A 15,923-nucleotide genomic window follows, 5' to 3' on the forward strand; every position below is an offset into this window, starting at 1 on the left:
ACGCCGGTGCTGTGGAACCAGGCCGTTGCCGTACGCGGGCTCGACCCCTGCCTGTTCGTTCAGGTCTCGGCGGAACGCGCCGCCAGAGCGCTCGGCCTGTACCCGCGCAAGGGCAGGATCGCGGTGGCCGCTGACGCCGACCTCGTCCTGTGGGACCCCGCCCACCCGTGGACCGGCGAAGACCTCCAGCCGGTCTCGCCCGCGACCAGGTCCACGATCGGCCGCCGTCGGAGGCGGTTCGGCCTGCTCCGCTGTCCTGTCTGATCCATCGTGGGCTGAATCTTCGCGCTGACCTGCGTTCTCACAAGTTCGTTGAGACAGTCCACCGTCCTGGAGTTGGTCACCGCGAGAGCTGTGCTGCCGTCGGCCATCGCCGTCTCAGAATTCCGCGCTAGGTGGACCCCACTGAGCTGGGGCTCCGCACCTTCGTTGAGACAGACTCCAGAGTTGTCTCAACGAAGGCGTCGATTTCGCGGCGTTCCCGCGGCACGAAGCGGACACCCACCGGCCCTCCGATGCCTGCGGCGAGCGGCCGGGCGCTATGAGTTTCTAGGCGAAAAGCATGGTCAGCATGACTTCGGGACAGACGACCAGGGCGGCGCTTTGTCTGGAGGACAGGTCTGGGTTGCCGTAACGATCTCGCCCTATGCATGATCGATTGAGACTTGCCACCTCAGATGGGGCGGTTTCGAAGGCGGGCCGCACGCGTGCGTTGGTTCTACGGCAGTCGTGTTGGCGACAGGGTGATCGACAGGGATGTCGGCGGAGGGGGTGCAGCGATAGCTACCCGAACGGTCTGTCCGTCGGCATCGGCGCGGACGATCCGTCGTGTGTCGCGCTCGCCACCTGCGGGGGTGTCTCTACGCGCGGAGCCCGTTGATCAGCACGGCGAGCATCCGCGTGACCTGCTCCCTGTCCGGTGATCGCTGCGTGGCCCAGGCGATCCCGCTCGCCTGCGCGCACAGGTCGAGGATGTCGATGTCGGCGCGTAGCGTGCCGTCCTCCTGCGCCCGCCCAATCAGGCGAGTGGCCACGGAACGCATTGCCTTGCACGAGGCGTACAGCGCGGAGGTCTCGTCGTACGCGGCGGCGATGATCGGCTCGGGCAGATCGAGGTAGGTCTGCGAGTAGTTGATGAAGGCTCGTAGCCATCGGTCGACCGCGTCGATCGCGGGCGTCATGGTGGAGAGCTGTTCGGCTAGAGCGATCAGTTCACGGTAGACGTCGTGCAGGACTGCCTCTAGTAGCGCTTCCCGTGTGGGGAAGTGGCGGTACATCGTGGCGTTGCCGATGCCGGCGGCGCGGGCGATCTTGTCGAGCGGTGCATTCGCGCCCTCCTCGGCGAACACCGCGGCGGCCGCGGCGACCAGGCGTTCGCGGTTGCGGCGCGCGTCGGCGCGGCGCGGATGCGTTACCGCCGTCGTGGTGGTCATGACGTCTCCGTGTCACGCGGCCCGTTGGGTCCCCGGCAGTCTACCTGTCCACAATGTGGACGGCTCGATATGTGGGGACTATCCCCACATAATATGTGGGGATAGTCCCCATTATGGGGCTGTGCCATCGGACGATCGACCCGCTCACGGGTGAAGGTCGCGCCGTCGGCGGCGGCCTCGTCGTGCCCGTCGCCCCCGAACAGAGGAGTGTGTGGTCCGTGTTCCGACACCGGAGTGTTCGCCAGATAGCGGCCTCGGCTGCAGTGGGAGTCGCCCTCATTGCGGCGTTGGCGGCCTGTACCTCCTCTCCAGGGACGGAGCCGACAGACGGGGGGCCTATCAAGGGTGGCACGCTGACCTATCTGATCAACCAGGCCACGATCACCCTCGACCCGGCGGTGAGCCCAGGTAACGCGACGGCGCTGATGACCCGGAACATCTTCGACTCGCTCGTGGTGCAGACCGAGCCGGGCACGTTCAAGCCGTGGCTTGCCACCTCCTGGACCATCTCGGAGGACGGGACGGTCTACACGTTCGAGCTGAAAGACGGGGTCAAGTTCCATGACGGGACCGCGTTTACAGCCGAGGCGGTGAAGGCGGCCCTTGATCACATCGTCGATCCTGAGACCAAGTCGCAGAACACCATACTTCTCGGAATCTACGAGCACTCGAGGGTGATCGACGACCTGACCGTCGAGGTGACGCTGTCGCAGCCGTTCCGGCCTTTTCTCGAGACGCTGTCGGGGACTGAGCTTGCAATCCAGAGTCCCGCGCAGCTGGCGCTGCCTGCCGCGGACTATAAGCCGGTCGGCACGGGGCCGTTCTCGTACGTGTCCTGGGACCAGCAGAAGACGCTGGTGCTGGATCGCAATCCGGATTACAGCTCCCCGCCGACCGGCGCGGCACACGAGGGTCCCGCCTACCTGGAACAGTTGCGCTTCGACCTGGTCACCGAGGACGCGACCCGGTACGGGGCGCTGACCAACGGGGAAGCGCAGGCGATCGCGGCCGTCCCCGCCGCCGACGTGGAGACGCTGACCTCAACGGCCGGATTCCAGGTGTTGACGGCGTCGGTGCCGGGCGTCAACTACAGCCTCTTCTTCAACTCCTCGCGCGGACTCACGAGCGATCTGCGGATCCGACAGGCGCTCCAGGCCGCGACCGACGTCCCGGCGATCGTGAAGAACGTGTATTTCGGGACCTACGAGGTCGCGACCAATGTGCTCGGCCCGGCGACGGCCGGCTACGACGCCTCCGCAGCCAATTCCTTGCAGGGCTACGACCCTGACAAAGCGGTCCACCTGCTGGAGGAGGCCGGCTGGACCGAGACCAACGCCGATGGCTACCGGACCAAGGACGGGCAGGAGTTGGAGCTGGTCTGGCCCTCATACCCCGGTGCGAACACGATAGTCCCCGAGGCCGTCCAGGCGGACGCCAAGAAGGTCGGGATCAAGATCACGCGTCCCAACCTCGACGTCGCCACGGTGATCTCGCGACTGGAAAGCGGCGACTACGACATCATGGACGGCAACATCAGCCGGTCCGATCCGGACGTCCTGCGGGACGCCTTCAACTCCGAGCGAACCTACGCCGTCGGAGGCTGGAACCTCTCCCGCGTCAACTCGGACGAGCTGGATCAGTGGCTCGACGCGGGCCTGACCACGAACGATCAGGATGTCGCGGACAAGAGCTACGCGCAGGTCCAGAAGAAGGTGCTGGCCGACGCCCAGGTGCTGCCGATCTTCGTCTACCAGTACATCCTCGGCGCCTCCGATGCACTGCACGGCGTGACCTTCGGTGCGACGGCCCAGCCGCTGCTGTACGACGCGTGGCTGAGCGAGTGAATGAGCGCACACTCTCGCCGCAGGCCAGATGGTGGATTCGCCGAGGATTGCTCGGGATCGTCGTGGTCTGGGGCGCGGCGACGGTGACGTTCATCGGCATGCAACTACTGCCGGGCGACAAGGCGACGCTGATCGCCGGCGGCGGATCCCTCGGCGGCGCCACACCCGAGGTGTTGGCGGCGATCACCCGGGAGTACGGGCTGGACCGTCCCCTGATCGCGCAGTACGGCGACTTCCTGGCCCGGCTGATCCATGGTGATCTGGGGACCTCCTATCAGCGGGGCGCGCCGGTGGCGGAGCTGATCTGGTCGCAGCTGGGGTCCACGGTGGTTCTCGCGCTGGGCGCGGCCGTGCTGGGCTTCGTCCTGGCGGTCGTGCTCGCCACCTCCACCGCGGCGCGCCCTCGCGGGCGCGCCGTCACCTCGACCGTCGAGCTCGTGCTCCTCTCCACGCCAAGCGCATGGGTGGGCATCCTCGCTCTGACGGTGTTCTCGTTCGAGCTGCGGATCTTCCCGGCCATCGGGAACGACGGGATCGCCTCGCTGGTCCTGCCGTGGGTGACTCTGGCCCTGCCGATCGCCGCGGCGCTCGCCCAGGTGATGCGGGACGGGCTGGAGCGTGCCTTGGAACAGCCGTTCGCGACGACGGTGCTCAGCCGGGGTGCCACGCACGGCCGACTGCGGTGGCGTCACCTCGCTCGGCACTCGCTGATCCCCGTGCTCACCCTGTCGGGATGGTCGCTGGCGGAGCTGCTGGGCGGTGTTGTGATCGTGGAGACCGTATTCGCCCGGGCGGGCATCGGCCAGTTGCTGGTCACCGCTGTCACCAGCCGCGACTTCCCTGTCGTCGCCGGTGTCGTGATCCTCTCCGCCGTGGTGTTCGTGGTCGTCAACGTGATCGTGGACGCGTTGTACCGGGTCGTGGATCCTCGGCTGCGGGAGACGACGCCATGACCGCGCGGCTCCCGGCCACAGCCTCCCGTACGGAGTGTCCACCGACCCCCGCCGCGCCGCGATCGGCACCCGGACAGTGGGCGCGCCGGGGCGGGCTGCTGTGCGCGAGCGTGTTCCTGCTGTTGGTGGGCGTGGCCGCGGCCTGGCCGGGCCTGCTCAGCGTTCACACCCCCGATGTCACCGATCTGTCGGCCACACTGCAGGGCGCCAGCCCCGAGCACCTGCTGGGCACCGACCGGCTGGGGCGTGACACGCTCTCCCGCCTGATCTACGGTGCCCGCATCTCGCTCCTGCTCGGACTGACCGCCACCGGGCTCGGATTCCTCGCGGGACTGGTGTGGGGGTTGACCGCGGGCTTGTCGGGGCGGGTGGTCGACGAGGTCGCGATGCGATCGGCGGACGTGTTCATGTCGGTCCCGAGCATGCTGATGGTTCTCCTGGTCATCGCCATCTTCGGCGCCGGCGAGCGGAACGCCGCCCTGGCCGTCGCCGTGGGGATCGCCCCGGGGTTCGCGCGACTGGTGCGGGGTCAGACGCTGGTGGTCAAGAACACCGGCTATGTCGCCGCCGCGGTCTCCCTCGGACTGCCGGCACGCGCGGTGATCCTCCGCCACATCGTGCCCAACGTGCTGCCGCCGCTGTTCGTGTACGCGACCATGACCCTCGGCCAGACGATCATCGTAGGCGCCTCGCTGAGTTTCCTCGGGCTCGGGCCGCAGCCGCCGACACCGGAGTGGGGGCTCATGCTCGCCGAGGCGCGCGGCTACTTGCAGCGGGCCCCCCTGCTCGGGGTCTACCCGGGACTGGCGATCACGCTCACCGTGCTCAGCATCGCCACCGTCGGTCGGGCACTGCAGCTCCGATTCGAAGGAAGGGATGCCCGGTGAGCGAGAATGGACCGGCACCGCTGTTGACCGCGAAGAATCTCACCGTCAGCTTCACCACGCCGCGGAACGAGGTGGTGGCCGCGGTGCGTGGCATCGACTTGGCCCTCGGAGCGGGCGAGTGCCTCGCTCTGGTCGGCGAGTCGGGCTCGGGAAAGAGCGCCACGGCCCGCGCCGTGCTGGGCCTGACAGGCAGTCGTGCGACCGTCGATGCCGAGGAGTTGACCTTCGCCGGCGAGCAGCTCCTGGGGTTGGCCGAGCGCGACTGGCGGAGGTTGCGCGGCGCCCGCATCGGCTTCGTCCTGCAAGACGCGCTGACCTCACTGGACCCCCTGCGCCGGGTGGGCGACGAGGTCGCAGAGCCCTTGGTCGTGCATGAGCTGGGCAGCCGCCGAGATCGCGACGAGCGGGTGATCTCGCTGCTGCAGGGCGTCGGGATCCCCGATCCGCGGGTGCGCGCCCGGCAGTATCCACACGAACTGTCCGGAGGGCTGCGGCAACGAGCACTGATCGCCTCGGCCATCGCGGCATCCCCGTCGCTGGTGATCGCCGATGAGCCGACCACGGCCCTGGACGCGACCGTCCAGCGGCAGGTCCTCGATCTGCTCTCGGACATGCGTGACGCAGGCACGGCCATACTGTTGATCAGCCACGACCTGTCCGTGGTGGCGCGCTTGGCCGATCGAATCGCGGTGATGGCCGCGGGCCTGATCGTCGAGCAGGGCACCCCGGACGACATCCTGCTGCGGCCAGCGCACCCCTACACGCGCGAGTTGCTCGCCGCGGTACCCACGTTCGGCGCGCCGGGACGAATCTTCCGCGCCGCAGCGGACGTGGACACGTCTCCCCGGGACTCGCCGACACGTCTGGCCGCGCCGTCGCGCGCGGACCCGAGCGGACCGGGACGTTCCCACCCGATCGGACGGACCATTCTTGAGCTCGATGCCGTCTCCAAGCGCTTCCGGTCGCCGGACGGCACATGGCGGCAGGCCGTCGACGGCGTCACCTTCGGTCTGCATGCCGGAGAGGCCCTCGGAATCGTCGGCGAATCCGGCTCGGGCAAGAGCACGACCGCGCAGATCGCGATGGCCATGCTCGCCCCCGATCACGGCGAGGTGCGCCTCGACGGGGCCGCGTGGAGCGGGCTGCGAGAGCGTGAACGCCAATCCGAGCGTCACCGGATCCAGCTGATCTCCCAGGATCCGCTGAGCGCGTTCGATCCACGGTTCACCGTCGAGCGCATCATCGCCGAAGCCCTCGGACGACCCGGCCGTCGCGGCGCGATCAAGGCCCGGGCCGAGGTCACCGCGCTGCTTCGCCGCGTCGGGCTCGACGATGATGTGCTGCACCGACGTGGTCGTGAGCTCTCCGGCGGACAGCGCCAGCGTGTCGCGATTGCCCGGGCGATCGCCCCGCGACCGGAGGTGCTTGTCTGCGACGAGCCGGTGTCCGCTCTGGATGTGTCCGTGCAGGCCCGGATCCTCGCCCTGCTCGCGCAGCTGCGCCACGAGCTGGGGGTGGCACTGCTGCTCATCTCCCACGACCTCGGCGTGATCCATGAGGTCTGCGACCGCGTGCTCGTCATGAAGGACGGCACCATCGTCGAGCACGGGACCGTGACCGAGGTGCTCACCGCTCCCCGGCACCCGTACACCCACTCGCTCCTGGACAGCATCGCCTCGGACCGGTCACCGTCGCCCGCCTCCGCAAACACTGACCAGCACGACCCAGCGCTCACCTACCCGGGAGGAAACCAGCGATGACACCCGCCACAGACGCCGCACCACTGGCGAGGCGGAGCGCGTCCGCATCCGGCTACAAGCGCGATATGGAGGATTTCGCATGACCGCCCCGCGCAGGCTGCGGTTCTCGTCACTCGCCCTCCCGCCCGGCGGGCACCTCGCCGCGTGGCGGCATCCCCGGCGCAACCGGACGCGGAACTCAACCTGGCCGCGCCGCCGCGTACGCTCGACGAATCGAGGAGGCCGGGTTCCCTGCGGGCAGGTGGTGGCCAGGCACCGGAAGCGCTGGACCGACAAGTTGATCGTCATCCGGCGTCCGGTCAGCGCCATGTCGTCCAGTCTGCGGCGATACCGGCCATGCCGGTGCCGCGTCACGGTCTTGCAGGTTGGGCATCTGGCCTCGGTCGTGCGCGGAAGTGGACACGCATCGGGGTTGTCATGCGGCGAGCGTGATCGTATCGGACTGCTGCTGATGCCGATGTTCGTAGGCGATCGATAGCCGTTGGCCGAATGCCTGCGGTGGGTGTTGTAGCGGACCAGCCACCGGAACACGGTGTTCCGGCAGATCGAAGGCCCTTCGTAGCGGTGAGCGCCGCGCAAGGTCTCCCGCTTGAGCGAGGCGTGGAAACTTTCGCACGCGGCATTGTCGGCAGATGTGCCGACGGCCCCCATCGACTGGGTGATGCCCAACTCGGCGCACAGAGCGGCGAACTCCTTCGAGGTGTATTGAGCTCCATGATCGGTGTGAAAGGTCGCACCGGCCAGGCTTCCGCGCGTGTGGCAGGCCGCGAGTAAGGCGTCGCAGACCAGTTCGGTGCGCATGTGGGTGGCGATCGACCAGCCCACGACCCGGCGGCTGAAACAGTCCAGGACAGTCGCCAGGTAGAGGAACTCACCATCGCCGACCGGCAGATACGTGATGTCGGTGTGCCACGAACGCAGGAAGAGAGGTGCGGAATGTAGGTAGGCGCCTCTTGAAATGCGGTGCTGCGCGAATGATGAAGGTTGGCCCTTCGGAGTCGCCCTGCGGGGGGAGGCTTCAAACCGCCACATGCTGCGTTGGCTGAAGACCGTCGTGGTGAGCGATGTGGAAAAGGCGTCGTGAGAGGCGTCAGGTGGGGATCAGGAAGGCGAGCGCAAGCGAATCGCTGATGACGTGTCGAAAACGTATTCAGATGGCATCGAAACTGGAGGTGTAGATATGGCTCCAGGACAAGTCTGGCGGATACCCGTTTACTGGCCAGATGGTGCCCGGCATGGAGGCGACGCGAGTCTGATCTGCTGCTTTCGCGTGGAACGTGGGAAGGCGAGTCCCGATAGTTCCGCCAGGTCGGCGGTGAAAGGAAGCATCCCGAGCGGCAGAAACCGTGAGGGATTGAGTACCGGTGCGGGACTCGTCGGCGGACCGGCCCGTAGTAGTGATGAAATCCCTGTAATGGGGGTGGAGCGAAGGGGCCGGGTCATCCGTGGCTGTGTTCGTTCGATCAACCAGGCGCTGTCCTGGGAGGAGTCGCGTGGGCGAGCTGAAATCAACAGACAAGTCGTTTGAGATCTCGAAGTGGGAAGTATGGGAGGCATGGGAGAAGGTCAAGGCCAATAAGGGTGCGCCGGGAGTGGACGGCTGCTCGATCGAGGAATTCGAGAAAGATCTGCGGAGCAACCTCTACAAGATCTGGAACCGGATGTCTTCGGGCAGCTACTTCCCGCCTCCGGTAAGAGCGGTGGAGATACCGAAATCGCATGGCGGAGGGACCAGAATTCTTGGCGTTCCTACTGTCGCGGACAGGATCGCGCAGACCGTGGTCGCGGTCCGGCTGGAGAAGGAATTGGAACCGAAGTTCCATGCCGACTCCTACGGGTACCGGCCCAAACGGTCGGCCCTGGACGCGGTGGGAAAGTGCCGAGAGCGCTGCTTCAAGACCGACTGGGTTATCGATCTCGACATCCAGAGATTCTTCGACAGCGTTCCCTGGGGCCTCATGGTCAAAGCGGTGGAGGCCAACACCGACCAGCGTTGGGTCGTGCTCTATGTGGAGCGATGGCTGCGTGCGCCGCTTCAAATGCCCGACGGAACCTTGCAACAGCGAGACCGTGGAACCCCACAGGGCTCAGCGGTCTCACCCGTGCTGGCAAATCTGTTCCTGCATTATGCGTTCGATATGTGGATGGCTCGGGAGTTCCCGACCGTGTCCTTCGAACGCTACGTGGATGACGCGGTCGTGCACTGCGTCAGTGAACGCCAAGCCATGAAAGTGGTGGAAGCGATAAGGGACAGGATGGAAGAAGTCGGGCTGCGATTACATCCCGACAAAACCCGGATCGTCTACTGCAAGGACGCAAATCGGCGCGGCTCGTATGAGCATACGTCGTTCACGTTTTTGGGTTTTACGTTCCGTGTCCGCGCGGCGCGTAGCAAGTACGGAGTGACTTTCTCGTGCTTCCTGCCCGCGATCAGCAAGGAAGCCCTTAAGAAGATCAGCGCCGAGATGCGTCGATGGCGCATCCATCGGCGTACGAGCCATACCTTCGCTCAACTCGCACGGGTCATCAATCCGATCGTGCGAGGGTGGATGCAATACTACGGAGCGTTCTACCACTCCGCGCTGAAACCACTCCTCCGGCGCATCAACGCCTACCTGGTGCGCTGGATCCGCAGAAAGTACAAACGACTGGCCGGGTTCAATAAAGCCAAGACGTGCTTCCAAGGAATCACGCAGCGATACCCAAGGATGTTCGCTCACTGGCGCTGGTCCCGCAATTTCTGGTGACAAGGATGGCAAGAGCCGTGTAATGGGAGACTATTACGCACGGTTCTGTGGGGGCCGGAGGGTGAGATTCCCTCCGGCTACCCGACCCCATGTACTTGAGGCCGGGCGCGCCGACGGTGAAGTCCCGGCCGAACAGGTCGGGCACCGGCGTCGCCGAGGGTTCGCAGACGGTGGTGCGGACGCGTCGGCGCAGGCGGGTGCCGGTAATGGCGAACTTGCGCATCACCCGGACCACCCGCTTCTCGTTGATCTTCTGGCCGTCGGCGCGTAGTTCGGCGGTCACCCGCGGTGAGCCGTAGGCGCCGTCGGAGCCGGCGTGCACGACGCGGATCTCCTGTGCCGGCGCCTGGTCGGCCGCCTCACGCGCCGCGCGGGCCTGGGCGCCCTTGCGCCATGTGTAGTAGCTGGAGCGGTTCACGCTCAGCACCTGGCACAGCCGCTTCACGCCGAAGGCGCGGTGGTGGTCGTCAACGAACTGGAAGCGGTTCACCAGTTTGTCTCCCCGGCGAAATACTTGGCCGCCTTGCGAAGAATGTCGCGTTCGGTGGCCAGTTTCCGCTCGCTGGCCTCCAGCTGCCGTACCCGCTCCTCCAACTGGCGGATGCGCTCGGATGCCTGGTCGGCCTGTGCCGGTGACGAGTCGCGAGCGGGGGGCCGGGCGGCCCGCGCCCCGCCGTTCTTCTCACGCGCTCGCAGCACCCACTCGCGCAGGCTACCCCGGCTCACGCCCAGGTCGGCGGCGATGCCCTTGTAGGTCGCCCCTTCGGTGGACTCGTACAAGGCCACGGCATCGGCCTTGAACTCCTCCGAGTAGTCCTTCAACGCCATCGGCGGTCTTCTCGCTTCCTCTGAATCAAGCAAGATCCAGTATCAGCGTGTCCACCAACCGGGGGGAGGTCCCATGAAGGATGGCTCCGTTGTCGAACGCGGCGCTGTGACCGATGTGCTCACCGCTCCCAGGCATCCGTACACCCGCTCCCTGTTGGAGAGCGCCTACGCCAGACGACCATCAGCTAACCGCCTCGTCCAGTGAATCGGGGATGCTCGCCGGCGACCGGAATCAACCGTGCCCACGACCCGGGCACCACGATCCGCGCCGACGCTGATGGCCCTGCCGAAGGCGCTCTCATAGTTGTGAGCGCGGCGCCGCGCTCATCGAGGGGCAAGCCCGGAATACGCGAGGTCGAGGAACCGCTCGGCGTCTTGCGGATCGGTCTCGCAAGCACCGGCGATCGCGTTCGCGAGGGTCAGCAGCTCAGCAGCCGTGAGATCTGAACGAGCGGTCTTGTGCTCCCAAGCATCGGTGAGCAAGACGTCCGCCGCCTCCTGCAGGTCCTCATGGAAAGTACAGGACAGCGCCGCGCTCTCCCCCGCCGTGCCCAGAGCAGCCGCCGCGAGCCCGCGGCATTCCGCGATCCGCGTGATCAAGAACAGCAGCCATTCGCGCAACGCGCCGCCGTCTTGACGCGCAGAGAGCAACCGGTGCCCCACTGCCGCATACTCCTCCGCAGCCCCGGAGTACGCCGCGACCAAGAGTGCGTAGCGCGTGGGAAAGTGCCGGTACAGCGTGCCGCTTCCCACACCTGCGCGTCGAGCGATCTCGTCCAGTGAGACATCGGACCCGCTCTCGGAGATCACTTCGCGCGCAGCACGAACGAGCAGGTTGTAGTTACGTCGTGCGTCTGCCCGCCGAACATGTGCGGCCAACCTGCCACCTCCACCTTGAAAACCGGGGGACTCTCCGCTTAGAGTAGCAGCAGGACACAACCGGGGAGTATCCCCATTTCGAGGAGGCGACGGATGACTGCGCAGCTCACACCAGTGGCGGCCGACGAGTTCCGCGAGCTCTTCCGCCGTCATCCCGGGGCCGTCACGATCATCGGGGCGCGAGCGGCTGATGGTGCGTTAGCGGGTTTCACCTCCACATCGGTGATCTCAGTGTCAGCTGCGCCACCGCTCATCGCCTTCTCCGTGGCGACCACATCGTCGTCTTGGCCTGCGATCCGAGATGCTGATCAGGTCGTGGTGAGTTTCCTCACGGCGGAGCAGGCAGATATCGCTACTCGATTCGCAATGCACGGGATCGACCGTTTCGCGGAAGGCGGCTGGCGTTCGCTCGTCACCGGCGACCCCGTGATCGAGGAGGCTGCAGCGTGGCTCACGGCCCGGATCACGCAGCGTGTTGATGCGGGAAGCAGTCAGCTCATCGTCGCCGAGGTGTATGCCATCGATGCCCTTACAGAGTCTGCGGCGCCGCTGATCTACTTCGACAGGGCGTACCGGCGACCTGGTGACTGGTGATGACCGAGTGCCTGAGGTCGGGACAACCACCTGCACCTCATTCCGGAGAGCAACGAACCATCGCCACAGACCCCTGGACACAGTAGTGAGGACTTGATATGCCTGCTCGACCCCCGCTGCGGTTCTCAACCGCCACGTTGCCGTGCAGCGAGCACACCGGCGAACAGCTGGACGCAGCGCTCGACGTGCACGTCATCGCTGGCCACGTCCGACGCGTGGAACGGGCCGGGTTCTCCGCACTCATCGTCACCGACGACGTTGCTACGAGCGCCGAGCAGCCTGACACGCCCGTGCTCGAGCCGCTGACGCTTCTCTCGGCACTCGCCATGCTCACCGACAAGATCGGACTCGTGGCCACGGTGACGACAGAAGCCAACGAGCCATTCCACGTCGCCCGTCGACTTGCGAGTCTTGACCACGTCTCCGATGGCCGGGCGGGCTGGAACGTGGACACGAGATGCTCACATCGGGAAGCTGGCGGCTTTGCACGGGATGTAGGCGGTGCGCGAGGAGATCGCCATGAGCGGGCGGACGAGTTCCTGTCGGTAGCCCGAGGGCTCTGGGACAGCTACGCCGACGACGCGCTCGTCGCCGACAAGCGATCCGGTACGTACTTTCGTCCCGCGCGGAGGCGCTCGCTCGATCACAGGGGAACGTACTACGACGTCGCGGGACCTCTAAACCTGTCGCGGTCACCGCAGGCGTATCCTGTGCTCTTCGTCACCGCCGACGATGAGGACAGCATAGCGTTTGCCGCTAGGCAAGCCGATGTCGTACTCACGGACGCGCGCTCGATCGACGACGTCCTCATCCTCCGGACACGACTCGACCACTCACACGACGCTGCCGAGCGAACGCAGGAGCCCGTCCAGATCTGGCCGGGCGTCACTCCTGTCGTGGCCCCAAGCCAGGAGGAAGCAGTAAGCCGTCGGGAGGAACTGCAGGCCGCACTCCGTGGCCGCTCCCAGAGCACGAGCCTCAGAGAGCACCCGACCGGCCTGATCATCGCCGGCACCCCCCGACAGGTCGCCGATCGGATCACGGAATGGCACGAGGCAGGTGCTGCCGACGGGTTCGCGGTCAGGTTCCTGCAGACTCCCACCGACGCAGATCTCTTCCTCGATGGGGTACTGCCGATACTCGCCCAGCGCGGCGTCTTCGTCCCACCAGAAGGTGGAACCCTCCGCGAACAGCTGGGTCTTCCCCGACCGAACCGGAGCGCAGCATGAGCGAGAAGAAGCACGCGCATCTGGTGGCGCTGACCCACTCGACGGGTTCCCATCTGCGTGGGTGGCGCCACCCGAACACTCCCGCCCGTCCCGCCACGGACGTGAAAGCGTTCGTCGAGGTCGCGCAGGAACTGGAGCGCGGCTTCTTCGACGCGCTGTTCCTCTCCGAGACAACGGGAGTTATGCCCGGTCCTCCCGAGATGCATCAGTACGATTCCATGGTGAACGAGTCGTTGGACCCGACACTGCTCCTGTCAGCGATCGCAGCAGCGACAGAACACCTCGGCCTCATCACGACCGCCTCGACAAGCCTGACCCAGCCCTACACGCTCGCGAGGTTACTGGGATCGCTCGATCATCTGTCGGACGGACGAGCCGGCTGGAACGTCGTCACCTCCCGATTCGAGACGGAGGCGCGGAACTTCGGGATAGACCCGCGACAACTGCGCTCACCTGTACGGTATGAGGTCGCCTCGGAGTTCGTGGACATCGTCAAGCGACTCTGGGACAGCGGCGACGACGTGCTCGCCCCTCGGGGCGCAAGCGCGCAGGCACGGGAAGCGACTCAGGCCCAACTAGTCGATCATCGAGGCACGCACTTCCGGGTAACCGGCGCGCTCGGCCTCGCACGCCCGCCTCAGGGCCATCCCGTCATCCTGCAGGCGGGGATGAGCGAAGATGGCCGGGAGCTCACTGCGCGCGAGGCCGACCTCGCACTCGGCCCCGGGGGCGGATTGCAGGCCAGGGAGGCCCGACAGGACCTCCGCCGACGAGCCGCCGCGTTCGGAAGAGACCCCGACTCGATCCTCGTACTCGCCGTGCTCCCGCCCGTCCTCGTGGCAGAGACGCGCGTGGAGGCGGAGGCCCAATTACGCGAGTTCGCCGAACTCCTGGGCCCAGTTGAACGCCAGAATCCCGGCGTGATCGCCGGGCCCGCGATCGGCCTCGCGGACATCATGGAGAGCTGGCTCGACGAGGGTGCCGCCGATGGCTTCGTCGTGCCCTTCCCCTATCTCCAAGGCCCTGTCGCCGCATTCACGCGCCTTGTCATCCCGGAACTGCAGAAGCGCGGCCGATTCCGGACCGCATATGCAGGCAGAACATTGCGCGAGAATCTCGGTTTGCCGCGACCTGCACCGCGGAATCGTCCAACGACCACTCCATGAGCGTCCACGACGAGGACATTAGCGAGGTTCGCCGCCTAACCTCGATGTTTCGTGAGTCTGAGCGGGTCGCGTAGCGAGCCGACCAACCGAGACTTTTCAGTCGCTGATCAGCCCGGCGGCCCGACTTTCGCGCCGGGTGAGCGGGGTTCCACAGGCCCGGCCGAGTGCTCCTTCCTGGGATTGCCGGGACGATTGCCGATGGTCAGGGTGCGGGCAGGGTCTGCAAGCGGGTGACCCCGGAGGCGATCAGACCGGCCCACCGCCACTGCCGGTCCAGGCGGAGCCGGATCCTTCTACCACCCCTGACCAGGCGTCCGGCGACCGAGAACAGCCGTAGCCGCAGCCGTTTGGGTTCCCACCGGCGGGCCGGGCCACCGTGAAAAGCCAGTAACTGGGTCCAGGCGGTCAGCTCGCAGGCCAGAGCGACCAGTTCCAGCCAGACCTGGTTGTGGGCGAAGCCGTGCAGCGGCAGGTTGCGCAGCCCGGTGTCCTTGGCGGAGCGGATGCGGTCCTCGCAGCGGGCCCGCCGCCGGTGCCGCAGTTCCAGGTCGGCGAGCTGGCCACGGCCGCCGCCCGGGCGGGTGCCGGTGACGAAACACGTGAACCGGTGCCCGTCGATGTCGGTAAACCGCAACTGAGCGCCCGGGTGCGGGCGTTCCTTGCGGACGATGACCCGCATCCCCTCCGGCCAGCCGGTCAGGTCCAGCATTCCGGTCAGCTCCGCCACCCACGCCCCGTCCCGGACCTGCCCGCCGGCGTCGTAGGCGATTTCCCACATGTCTTTCGGCAAGGCCAGGATCGCCGCGCAGATGTCCTCGGTCAGGTTGAAGCCGATCGAGTACTTCAGGCGGCGGGCGTTCACCCAGTTCAGGAACTCGTGGGTGCCGCCTCCGCAGTCGGTGCGGATGAGAACTTGTCTGTGCAGGCGCGCGGGGATTTGGTTAAGGGCCAGGCGGCCGGCGGTGATGTGATCGGCGGCGGTGTTGGCACCGGCGTTGCCTTTGCGCAGCAGCAGCGCCGCGGCCTCGCCGGTCCCGCCCGTGCCGTGATCGATGAACGCGGTCATCGGATGGAACCCGAAACTCTTCTTCCAGGTCGGCGCCGCTGATTCCTTCTCCGAATGCGCGATCACGATGGTGGCGTCCAGGTCCACCGGGATCAGCGCGCCGCCCGCGCCCGGGGCATGTTCTCCCGCCAGCTTCCAGACCTGTTCCCGCGCCGCCGCCCGCGCTGCGCGGATCAGGCGTCATGCTGTCGGTCCGGCCTCGGCCAGCGCGGCGACCAGGCGGGAGACCGTGGGGTCGGAGGCCACCGGCCCGAACAGCTCCGGTGAGGAGCGCAGCACCGCCACATCGGCCAGGCAGTCCCCGCCCAGCGCGAGGGCGACCGCCAGATCCGTGATGATCTTTCCGGGGTCGTGCACCGACCTTGGCTTACGCCATCGGGACAGAGCCTGCGACATGCCCTGTCCCAGCCCGCTGACGCGCAGGGTCTCGATCAGCAGCAGTCCGCCGGCCTGGCTGAGGATTCCCCGCCCGTCCGATGACACGACGATCTTCTGGCTGGAAGCGATAGTCTGCACGGGAAAAGTGCTCCGGAACTC

15 protein-coding genes and 2 pseudogenes are annotated in these 15,923 nt (G+C 66.6%); 10 read left to right on the forward strand and 7 right to left on the reverse strand.

Features of this window, described 5'->3' with window-relative positions:
- Nucleotides 1-264 (forward strand): amidohydrolase family protein (locus tag KIP79_RS14550; protein WP_214105322.1); only part of this gene is annotated, 264 nt, incomplete at its 5' end.
- A gap of 596 nt (nt 265-860) precedes the next feature.
- Here KIP79_RS14550 and KIP79_RS14555 read toward each other — a convergent pair.
- Complete coding sequence (locus KIP79_RS14555) at nt 861-1,433, reverse strand: TetR/AcrR family transcriptional regulator (protein WP_214105323.1); 573 nt, start codon at nt 1,431-1,433, stop codon at nt 861-863.
- A gap of 287 nt (nt 1,434-1,720) precedes the next feature.
- Here KIP79_RS14555 and KIP79_RS14560 point away from each other — a divergent pair, with 287 nt between their 5' ends.
- Genes KIP79_RS14560 through KIP79_RS14575 form a run of 4 tightly spaced genes read left to right on the forward strand, consistent with a single transcriptional unit; the run spans nt 1,721 to nt 6,877 of the window.
- Nucleotides 1,721-3,277, forward strand: coding sequence for an ABC transporter substrate-binding protein (locus tag KIP79_RS14560; RefSeq protein WP_214105324.1), 1,557 nt, complete (start codon nt 1,721-1,723; stop codon nt 3,275-3,277).
- Nucleotides 3,262-4,230: an ABC transporter permease gene (locus KIP79_RS49435; protein WP_308169725.1), complete on the forward strand. Its 969-nt coding sequence runs from the start codon at nt 3,262-3,264 to the stop codon at nt 4,228-4,230. The genes KIP79_RS14560 and KIP79_RS49435 overlap by 16 nt, the downstream gene beginning before the upstream one ends.
- Nucleotides 4,227-5,117, forward strand: a complete 891-nt coding sequence (locus tag KIP79_RS14570) for an ABC transporter permease (RefSeq protein ID WP_214105325.1) — start codon at nt 4,227-4,229, stop codon at nt 5,115-5,117. The genes KIP79_RS49435 and KIP79_RS14570 overlap by 4 nt, the downstream gene beginning before the upstream one ends.
- The gene (locus KIP79_RS14575) at nt 5,114-6,877 is read left to right on the forward strand and encodes a dipeptide ABC transporter ATP-binding protein (protein ID WP_214105326.1); all 1,764 of its coding nucleotides are present in this window, start codon (nt 5,114-5,116) and stop codon (nt 6,875-6,877) included. Before KIP79_RS14570 ends, KIP79_RS14575 begins: the two co-directional genes overlap by 4 nt.
- Here KIP79_RS14575 and KIP79_RS46930 read toward each other — a convergent pair.
- Both KIP79_RS46930 and KIP79_RS46935 read right to left on the reverse strand, forming a co-directional pair.
- On the reverse strand, nt 6,803-7,336 hold the full coding sequence (locus tag KIP79_RS46930; protein WP_308169737.1) for a transposase family protein: 534 nt from the start codon (nt 7,334-7,336) through the stop codon (nt 6,803-6,805). The two genes, KIP79_RS14575 and KIP79_RS46930, sit on opposite strands and share 75 nt — an antisense overlap.
- A gap of 6 nt (nt 7,337-7,342) precedes the next feature.
- Nucleotides 7,343-7,795, reverse strand: a pseudogene (locus tag KIP79_RS46935) (IS3 family transposase); the annotation flags it as partial.
- 575 nt (nt 7,796-8,370) lie between these two features.
- On the opposite strand from KIP79_RS46935, the gene ltrA reads away from it, so the two are divergent.
- Nucleotides 8,371-9,624, forward strand: a complete 1,254-nt coding sequence (gene ltrA / locus KIP79_RS14585; RefSeq protein WP_214105328.1) for a group II intron reverse transcriptase/maturase — start codon at nt 8,371-8,373, stop codon at nt 9,622-9,624.
- On the opposite strand, the gene KIP79_RS14590 is transcribed toward ltrA, so the two are convergent.
- Entirely contained in the window at nt 9,566-10,114 is a 549-nt protein-coding gene (locus KIP79_RS14590) for an IS3 family transposase (RefSeq protein ID WP_214105329.1), read from the reverse strand. The genes ltrA and KIP79_RS14590 overlap by 59 nt on opposite strands.
- Nucleotides 10,111-10,452 carry a transposase gene (locus tag KIP79_RS14595; protein ID WP_214105330.1) on the reverse strand — a complete coding sequence of 114 codons (342 nt, stop codon included), beginning with the start codon at nt 10,450-10,452 and terminating at the stop codon, nt 10,111-10,113. The genes KIP79_RS14590 and KIP79_RS14595 overlap by 4 nt, the downstream gene beginning before the upstream one ends.
- Before the next feature lie 73 nt (nt 10,453-10,525).
- Between KIP79_RS14595 and KIP79_RS14600 the strand changes: the two genes are divergently transcribed.
- Nucleotides 10,526-10,657: an ABC transporter ATP-binding protein gene (locus tag KIP79_RS14600; protein ID WP_214105331.1), complete on the forward strand. Its 132-nt coding sequence runs from the start codon at nt 10,526-10,528 to the stop codon at nt 10,655-10,657.
- Nucleotides 10,658-10,776: 119 nt separating this feature from the next.
- Here KIP79_RS14600 and KIP79_RS14605 read toward each other — a convergent pair whose 3' ends face one another.
- Nucleotides 10,777-11,331: a TetR/AcrR family transcriptional regulator gene (locus KIP79_RS14605; RefSeq protein WP_214105332.1), complete on the reverse strand. Its 555-nt coding sequence runs from the start codon at nt 11,329-11,331 to the stop codon at nt 10,777-10,779.
- A 93-nt stretch (nt 11,332-11,424) separates the two neighbouring features.
- On the opposite strand from KIP79_RS14605, the gene KIP79_RS14610 reads away from it, so the two are divergent.
- From KIP79_RS14610 to KIP79_RS14620, 3 genes are all read left to right on the forward strand, one after another.
- Nucleotides 11,425-11,925 carry a flavin reductase family protein gene (locus KIP79_RS14610; protein ID WP_214105333.1) on the forward strand — a complete coding sequence of 167 codons (501 nt, stop codon included), beginning with the start codon at nt 11,425-11,427 and terminating at the stop codon, nt 11,923-11,925.
- Nucleotides 11,926-12,023: 98 nt separating this feature from the next.
- Nucleotides 12,024-13,154 carry an LLM class flavin-dependent oxidoreductase gene (locus KIP79_RS14615; protein ID WP_214105334.1) on the forward strand — a complete coding sequence of 377 codons (1,131 nt, stop codon included), beginning with the start codon at nt 12,024-12,026 and terminating at the stop codon, nt 13,152-13,154.
- A complete protein-coding gene (locus tag KIP79_RS14620) occupies nt 13,151-14,320 on the forward strand; it encodes an NtaA/DmoA family FMN-dependent monooxygenase (protein WP_214105335.1) in 1,170 nt (389 codons plus the stop codon). Before KIP79_RS14615 ends, KIP79_RS14620 begins: the two co-directional genes overlap by 4 nt.
- Nucleotides 14,321-14,522: 202 nt before the next feature.
- On the opposite strand, the pseudogene KIP79_RS14625 reads toward KIP79_RS14620, so the two are convergent.
- Nucleotides 14,523-15,902: pseudogene (locus KIP79_RS14625) on the reverse strand (IS1380 family transposase).
- Nucleotides 15,903-15,923: the final 21 nt, after the last annotated feature.

The sequence above is a fragment of the Acrocarpospora catenulata genome (genome assembly GCF_018476525.1).
Taxonomy (GTDB): domain Bacteria; phylum Actinomycetota; class Actinomycetes; order Streptosporangiales; family Streptosporangiaceae; genus Acrocarpospora; species Acrocarpospora catenulata.

Bases quoted from the DNA above. Each gene is read 5' to 3' on its own strand.
- KIP79_RS14555 (WP_214105323.1), bottom strand. From the start codon at position 1,433: ATGACCACCACGACGGCGGTAACGCATCCGCGCCGCGCCGACGCGCGC.
- KIP79_RS14570 (WP_214105325.1), top strand. From the start codon at position 4,227: ATGACCGCGCGGCTCCCGGCCACAGCCTCCCGTACGGAGTGTCCACCG.
- KIP79_RS14595 (WP_214105330.1), bottom strand. From the start codon at position 10,452: ATGGCGTTGAAGGACTACTCGGAGGAGTTCAAGGCCGATGCCGTGGCC.
- KIP79_RS14600 (WP_214105331.1), top strand. From the start codon at position 10,526: ATGAAGGATGGCTCCGTTGTCGAACGCGGCGCTGTGACCGATGTGCTC.
- KIP79_RS14610 (WP_214105333.1), top strand. From the start codon at position 11,425: ATGACTGCGCAGCTCACACCAGTGGCGGCCGACGAGTTCCGCGAGCTC.
- KIP79_RS14615 (WP_214105334.1), top strand. From the start codon at position 12,024: ATGCCTGCTCGACCCCCGCTGCGGTTCTCAACCGCCACGTTGCCGTGC.
- KIP79_RS14620 (WP_214105335.1), top strand. From the start codon at position 13,151: ATGAGCGAGAAGAAGCACGCGCATCTGGTGGCGCTGACCCACTCGACG.